Source organism: uncultured Gimesia sp. (assembly GCF_937919775.1).
Taxonomy (GTDB): Bacteria; Planctomycetota; Planctomycetia; order Planctomycetales; family Planctomycetaceae; genus Gimesia.
On the sequence record NZ_CALFPF010000529.1, the window covers coordinates 1 to 7816 of the forward strand.

The window sequence follows — 7816 nt, forward strand, 5'->3', positions numbered from 1 at the left end:
ATTGTGTTTCTTAGCGAAACTTTAGATCGACAACTGCGTTTTGAGAGTGTTACTGAAAGCCGATTCGAGATGTCTCGTCAATATATAAATCAGTTAAAGGATGGCGATCTGGTCAATGAAGTTTACCTCTTGGTTGATAAGCAGTTACGTGCAAATCGTAATGCCAGCCTGTTTTTATCAGCCGATTTGAGAGATTGTACAGGGGTCGTTAACGCGCGGATGTGGAACGTGCTTGAAGAACGAATGCAACATTTCCAGCCGGGCAATTATGTGCAGGCCAAAGGCAAAGTGCATCTGTTTCAGGGAACCTTGCAAGTCATCCTGACCTATATCGAACCGGTCGCTGCCGATAATCTTGATCCTGCTGAATTTCAGCCTCAGGCGTCACAGGATGTGCAGCAACTGTTAGGAAAACTGCGCGAGATGCTGCTGGGCATCGAAAACAATGAGATTCGCACATTAATGGAGTGCTTTCTGGTTGATGAAGCGCTGATGGAAGCATTCTGCAAAGCACCAGCCGGCGTTAAAACACATCATGCTTATCACGGGGGCCTGATTGAGCATGTGGTCAATCTGATGGAGACGGCTCAACGGGTGGCCGACCTGTATCCCAAAGCAGATATAAATCTGCTACTGGCAGGGGTCTTTTTGCATGATATTGGAAAAGTGCGGGAACTCGGTTACGAGAACGAATTTGTTTATACGGACGAAGGTCAGTTGTTGGGGCATTTGATTATTGGTGTCGAGATGCTGACCGAAAAAATCATCGCCTATCAGGAAATGACCGGGGAATCGTTTCCCAGAGAGGCAGAACTGCGGTTGAAGCATATGATTGTCAGTCATCACGGAACATATGAATTTGGCAGTGCCCGTTTGCCGATGACCCCCGAAGCGGTCGCCTTACATCATCTTGATAACCTGGATGCCAAAGTAAATGAATTCACTCGGTTCATCGAAGACGATCTGAATTCCACATCAAACTGGACCCCTTATTCGCCTCGCTTGCAGCGGAAACTATTCAAGGGAACAACCGAGGACTGAGGCGATGCCCGATTTTGAGCAGAAGATTCTCGAGTATGTAACCAGGCCCGGTTATACGCCAGTGCGCGAAAAGTCGCTGTTGAAAAAAGTCGGAGGTTCCAAGTCATCGTCCGCAGAATTTGAGCAGGCGATGCATAATCTGCGTGTCAGGAAGGATATTCTGGTTTCGGATACCGGATTAATTCGGCCTGTCAAAAAAGAGGACTGGATTGCGGGAATGATCAAGAAAACCAGCTCTGGTGCAGGTTATCTGATTCCCCATCATAAACCCGACGATATTGCCCACGACCAGCGTCACGCGGGCGATCTCTATATTTCTGAACGCGATCTGGGAGATGCCCAGACGGGGGATGAAGTGTATGGGACTGTCATTAACCGCCGCCGCAGCGGGGGGCAGCTTTGTGGTCGGGTCGTGGAGATTATTGAGCGGGCTTCGACGACCTTTGTCGGAACGTATTTTGAAGCGCAGGGAGAAGGTTATGTCCACGTGGATGGCAAAATCTTCAACTCGCCCATTCATGTCGGCGACCCGGGGGCAAAAGGCGTCAGCTCGGAAGATAAAGTCGTCATCGACATTCTGCAGTTTCCGTCCAAAAATTATCTCGGTCGAGGCGTGATCTCCAAGGTGCTCGGTCCGCATGGGAAACCGGGCGTTGATCTGCTCTCTATTATCTATGAGTTTGGGATTCCGCTGGAATTTCCGGAGGAAGTTCTTGAGGAAGCACGCGAGCAGGCCAGCCTGTTTGATGAAAAAAAACTGGGCAACCGACGGGATCTGACCAAAGAAACCATTGTGACGATCGATCCTGTCGATGCACGCGACTTTGATGACGCGATCTCTTTAAGTAAAAATGAAAGAGGTCACTGGGTGCTGGGAGTCCATATTGCCGATGTGGCGCATTTCGTGAAAGAAGGTTCTGTACTGGATCGGGAAGCCAAAAGTCGGGGGACGAGCGTCTATCTGCCCGGCCGGGTGATTCCGATGTTACCGGAAATTATCTCAAACGGCTTGGCCAGTCTTCAGGAAGGTCAGGTCCGTTTTACCAAATCTGCTTTTATTGAATTCACTCCGGATGGTGTTCCCGTACACACGGAATTTGCCAATTCCGCGATTAATGTGACTCAGCGATTTGCTTACGAGCAGGTGATGCCCCTCATTGATGAGCGTGATACGGAAGGCGAAAATGTTTCCGCACACGTTCGAGGTTTACTGAAAAATATGCATCATCTGGCAATGACTCTGCGCAAGCGTCGATTTGCAGCCGGATCCCTGGAATTACACCTTTCCGAAGTTCGGCTGACTTTTGATGATCAACATCGCGTGACGGGTGCCGTCGAACGTGAGCACGATGAAAGCCACCAGATTATTGAAGAATTTATGCTGGCGGCAAACATTTCGGTGGCGGAAGCCTTTAATGACCGGAAGCTGCGTTTTTTGAGACGCGTGCATCCCTCTCCGGAATTGCCGCGGCAGGTGGCATTTGCAGAATTCGCCAACGCTTTAGGGTTTACGCTCAATAAGGTGCAAAGCCGAAAGGATCTGCAGAGAATCGTCGAAGAGGTTCATGGGACGCCCATTGAGCAGGCCATCAATTATGCTTTGCTGCGCAGCTTGAAGCAGGCGGAGTATACCGATGAGGAGTTGGGGCACTATGCACTGGCTGTCGACCATTATTGCCACTTTACCAGCCCGATCCGTCGCTATCCCGATTTAACCATTCATCGGATGATCGATGACATTCTGGAACGTCCGGACAAGGGAAAAGGACAAAGCCCGCAGGGATTAAGGCAGTTGGGGCATGAGCTGTCCCTGCGCGAGCGACGGGCGGAAGCAGCGGAACGCGAATTAACCAAAGTCAAGCTGCTCTCATGGATGATCGATAAGAATATCAAAACGCTCAAGACCATGATCACAGGCGTGGAAACTTTTGGGCTGTTCTGTAGGGGGACGGATGTGCCAGTCGAAGGCCTGTTACACATCAGCCGTCTGGGAAAACACGATTACTTTCATCAGGATGTCGCCAAATTCAGTATTGTCGGTGAACGAACCGGACAGGAATTTCGAGTGGGAGATTACCTGACCGTTGAGGTCGAGAAGATCGATCTGGATCGACGCGAGCTGGATTTCCGTCTGCCTACTTCCCCCAAGGCAGCGAAGCCTGCCACTGAGGAATCTCCTTACCAGGGCAAGAAGTCGGCAAAGCCACCCACGAAAGAGAAATCGAATACGAAACAGAAGAGTCGAAAGCCTAAATCGCAGCGAGGAAAGAAGAAAAAGAAAAAATAATCGTAAAGCACAAACAGAAGCGGAGATCATTGGCTAACTATCCGATGTAAAGAGCAGAGCTCTGAGCGGCACGGATTGTTCTGCCCGGAGAACTGCGATGGTTTCCGGATCTTTCCCTTGAAAACGGACTGCATCATTCTAAAACAGAGTGGAATGCTTGAAATTTGTAAAAGGGTTCAACTTTATAATTGAGTGAAGATTGATGTTCAAAGGCGGGGAAATATAATAACTTAAGCTGAGTTAAGAATTAGGCTGCCTGTCTTTCGTGTACGAAATGAATTCAGGATGAGGGGCTGAGAAAAGCCGCTCGAGGGAAGTTAATATCACATACTGTTCACGGGATCGCCTCAGGGTAACCGGGTGAGAGCTTGATTATGGTGACAAAATTGGCTGAAAAACAGCAACCATCTCCGTCAGCCGGCGGTAGATCAGCAACGAAATGGATCATGACACTCCTGTCTTCTTCCATTGGCCAAAAGTTCGTGATGGGTATCACGGGACTTTTATTGTGCAGCTTCCTGGTGGTGCATTTGGCAGGAAATCTGCTGGTCTATGTGGGTGCGGATGCCTACAACACATATGCTAAAGAACTGCATAGCATGCTGCTGCTGCCTGTGGCGGAAGTCGGATTATTTCTGTTGCTGTTTACTCACATCGCCCTGGCATTCAAACTGACCCGTGATAATCAGCGGGCACGGCAGGTCGGCTATCAGCAGACTCAAAGTAAGATCCAGGAAAAACCGTCTCTGTTCGGGCAAACTCCGATGGGCCGGACCAGCTCCTGGATGTTTATCTCGGGGGCGATCATTCTGGCATTTCTGATCGTACATATGATCGATATGAAGCTGCATTTGAATCCCAGCGTTGAGTACTCAATCAAAACTCCTGAAGGAGTCGTCGAAGCAAAGCCTTACGACATTATCATCCAGGTACTTGGTAGTCTCACTGCTCCCATCTACATTGTGGGAACCATTGTGCTTGGTTTTCATTTATCGCATGGATTTTGGAGTGCGTTTCAGTCGCTGGGATTGAATCATCCCAAGTATATGCCCTGGATCAAAAAACTGGCGATCTTGTTCGCGTTTGTGATTGCAGCCGGCTTTGCCAGCCTGCCAATCTGGGGTTTATTCATCCATTGATGATTGTCATTCCATTACGTTTATTGTCCAAGATAACTCAATAGTTCAACTGTTTCCGTTTTGAAGGTTTATATCATGGCCGAGACGGCTACCACGGTTTTCAATTCTCGTGTTCCAGAAGGACCCATGGCCGAGAAGTGGGACCGCTGCAAACAGGAAATGAAGCTGGTTAACCCGGCAAATAAACGGAAGAAGAAAATCATCGTCGTGGGAACCGGTCTGGCAGGGGCTTCTGCTGCTGCTTCTCTGGCGGAGCTGGGATATCAGGTCGAATCCTTCTGTTTTCAGGACTCCCCGCGACGGGCTCACAGTATCGCCGCTCAGGGGGGAATTAATGCGGCGAAAAACTATCCGAATGACGGCGACAGTGTCTGGCGGCTTTTTTACGATACCGTCAAGGGAGGCGACTTTCGCAGCCGCGAAGCGAATGTGCATCGCCTGGCTCAGGTCAGTAATAATATCATAGATCAGTGTGCGGCTCAGGGAGTTCCCTTTGCCCGCGATTACGGCGGGTCTCTCGCGAACCGATCATTTGGTGGTGCCCAGGTCTCTCGTACTTTTTACGCACGCGGTCAAACCGGCCAGCAGCTACTACTGGGAGCCTACAGTGCGTTAATGCGACAGGTTAGCACCGGACGCGTCAAATTATTCCCGCGACGGGAAATGCTGGATCTGGTCGTGGTTGATGGTGTGGCACGCGGGATTATTGTCAGGAATCTGATCACCGGCGAATTCGAAAAATATTCTGCGGATTGCGTATTACTCTGCACGGGAGGCTACGGCAATGCCTTTTATCTTTCCACCAATGCCAAGGGTTCGAATGTGACGGCAGCCTGGCGTTGTCACAAACGGGGCGCTTTCTTTGCGAATCCCTGTTACACGCAGATTCATCCCACCTGCATTCCCGTCAGTGGCGATTATCAGTCCAAGCTGACGCTGATGAGCGAAAGCCTGAGAAATGATGGGCGGGTCTGGGTGCCTGAATCCCAAAGTGACGAACGACGCGGAAATCAGATTCCCGATACCGAACGCGATTATTACCTGGAACGCCGTTATCCTGCCTTCGGAAACCTGGTGCCGCGCGATGTGGCGTCCCGGGCTGCGAAGGAGCGGTGCGACGCCGGTTATGGAGTGGGTCCATCGAAGCAGGCGGTTTTTCTCGATTTTCGCGATGCTATTGCCCGCGATGGCAGGCATGCCATCGAAGCGAAATACGGCAACCTGTTCCACATGTATGCAAAAATCACGGGCGAAGACCCTTATCAGGTTCCGATGAGAATATATCCCGCCGTGCATTACACCATGGGGGGCTTGTGGGTTGATTACCATCTGCAAAGTACGATCCCTGGTTTGTTCGTACTGGGTGAAGCCAACTTCTCTGATCATGGTGCCAACCGGTTGGGCGCATCTGCGTTGATGCAGGGACTCGCCGACGGCTATTTTGTTGCCCCTTATACGACCGGTCACTTTCTTGCCTCGCATAGCCTGCCTGCTGTCTCGACAGACGATGACGCATTTAAAGAAGCAATGGCCAATGCTCAGGATCGCAACGCCAAAATTCTGGGCATTCAAGGCACGCGTTCTTCTGACAGTATTCATCGTGAGCTCGGCCATATTCTCTGGGATTATTGCGGCATGTCACGCGAACGGCAGGGGCTGGAAACCGCGATGGGCAAAATTCGTGACCTGCGAGATGAGTTTTGGTCCAGCATCAAAGTACTGGGGCAGGGAGAGCAACTCAACCAGAATCTGGAACATGCAGGTCGTCTGGCTGACTTCCTGGAATTTGGTGAATTGATGGTGCGTGACGCCCTGGTTCGGGAAGAATCCTGTGGTGGTCACTTCCGTGAAGAACATCAGACAAAAGAAAACGAAGCATTACGTGACGATGAAAATTTCTGTCATGTAGCGGCGTGGGAGTTCAAGGGGGTCGGAAACGAACCTGTTGAACATCGTGAGCATTTGGAATTTGTCGAAGTACCTCTGGCTACGAGGAGTTATAAATAATGAGCGAGACACTGGATCTGACGCTCAAAGTTTGGCGGCAGCCTGGATCTGATGCTCCGGGGCGTTACGTGGAATACAAGTTAACGGGAATTTCCACGCATATGTCATTTCTGGAAATGCTGGATGTCCTGAACGAGCAGCTGATTGCAAAAGGCGAAGAAATGATCGCCTTCGATCATGACTGCCGCGAAGGGATCTGTGGCATGTGCAGCCTGATGATCAACGGTCAGGCGCATGGGCCCGATACCGGGACCACAACCTGCCAGTTGCATATGCGGCGGTTTAAAAACAGAGATACGATCGTGGTTGAGCCCTGGCGTGCCAAGGCCTTCCCGGTCATACGCGATCTGGTCGTGGATCGGAGTGCCTTTGACCGCATTATAGAAAAAGGCGGGTTTATTTCGGTGAATACCGGAAGTGCGCCCGAGGCAAACGCGATTCCGGTTCCCGCGCATATCCAGGAAACCGCAATGGACGCTGCCGCGTGTATCGGCTGTGGTGCCTGTGTTGCCGCCTGTAAAAATGCCTCTGCGATGTTGTTTGTCTCTGCCAAAGTTTCACATTTGTCAACACTGCCTCAAGGCCAACCGGAACGGGCTTCCCGGGCACAGAACATGGTGGCACAGATGGATCTGGAAGGATTCGGTAACTGTACGAATACGGAAGAATGTCAGGCCGCCTGCCCCGCCGAAATTTCTGTTTCAAACATTGCCCGATTGAACCGTGAATATCTGCGTGCCAAACTTTGCTCCTACGAATAAACGGGACAATCAATTCAGCAACTTTGCACGAGCGAGGCATCCTGTTTCAGGACCTCGCTTTTTTATGCGCGAAGAGTTTTGGATTTTTTAGATTCTCTCGGCCTGATGATTGCATGATTGAACTTGAACTTCCACAATAGAACCGCCTCGTTTCAAAAGCGTAACCGTTTTGTTTCCGGTAAAGATTCTGTTGTCAACAGGAATAAAAGAGAGAAATCACGTGTCTGATACCTTGTTATATACTGCTTGTCATCAATGGCACGTCGATCATGGTGGTCGCATGGTCGATTTTGCCGGCTGGGAGATGCCCCTGCTGTATTCTAATATCACTGCAGAACATCACGCCGTGCGCAAAGCAGCCGGTTTATTTGACATTGCCCATATGGGACGTCTGTTTTTTTCAGGCCCGGATGCGTGCCGTTTTCTGGATACATTGCTGACGAACAATGTGGAATCTCTCAAGCCAGGGCAGATTCGGTATTCTCTGGTTACTAATGAATCGGGCGGGATTCTGGACGATGTGCTCGTGTATCGGTTCTCCGATTTTTATATGCTGGTGGTCAACGCTTCGAATCGCTTGA

At 50.3% G+C, this 7816-nt stretch carries 5 protein-coding genes and 1 pseudogene; all 6 read left to right on the forward strand.

Features of this window, described 5'->3' with window-relative positions:
* On the forward strand, positions 1-1041 hold a 1041-nt coding region (locus Q0294_RS15200), incomplete at its 5' end, for an HD domain-containing protein (protein ID WP_299467137.1).
* Between the two features lie 4 nt (positions 1042-1045).
* Positions 1046-3328, forward strand: coding sequence for a ribonuclease R (gene rnr, locus Q0294_RS15205; protein WP_299467139.1), 2283 nt, complete (start codon positions 1046-1048; stop codon positions 3326-3328).
* A 374-nt stretch (positions 3329-3702) separates the two neighbouring features.
* Positions 3703-4467 (forward strand): succinate dehydrogenase cytochrome b subunit, encoded by a 765-nt coding sequence (locus Q0294_RS15210; RefSeq protein ID WP_299467141.1) that lies wholly within the window; start codon positions 3703-3705, stop codon positions 4465-4467.
* Positions 4468-4542: 75 nt separating this feature from the next.
* Entirely contained in the window at positions 4543-6474 is a 1932-nt protein-coding gene (locus Q0294_RS15215; RefSeq protein ID WP_299467143.1) for a fumarate reductase/succinate dehydrogenase flavoprotein subunit, read from the forward strand.
* A complete protein-coding gene (locus Q0294_RS15220) occupies positions 6474-7235 on the forward strand; it encodes a succinate dehydrogenase/fumarate reductase iron-sulfur subunit (protein ID WP_299467145.1) in 762 nt (253 codons plus the stop codon). Before Q0294_RS15215 ends, Q0294_RS15220 begins: the two co-directional genes overlap by 1 nt.
* 220 nt (positions 7236-7455) lie before the next feature.
* Positions 7456-7816 (forward strand): annotated as a pseudogene (locus Q0294_RS15225) (glycine cleavage system protein T); the annotation flags it as partial.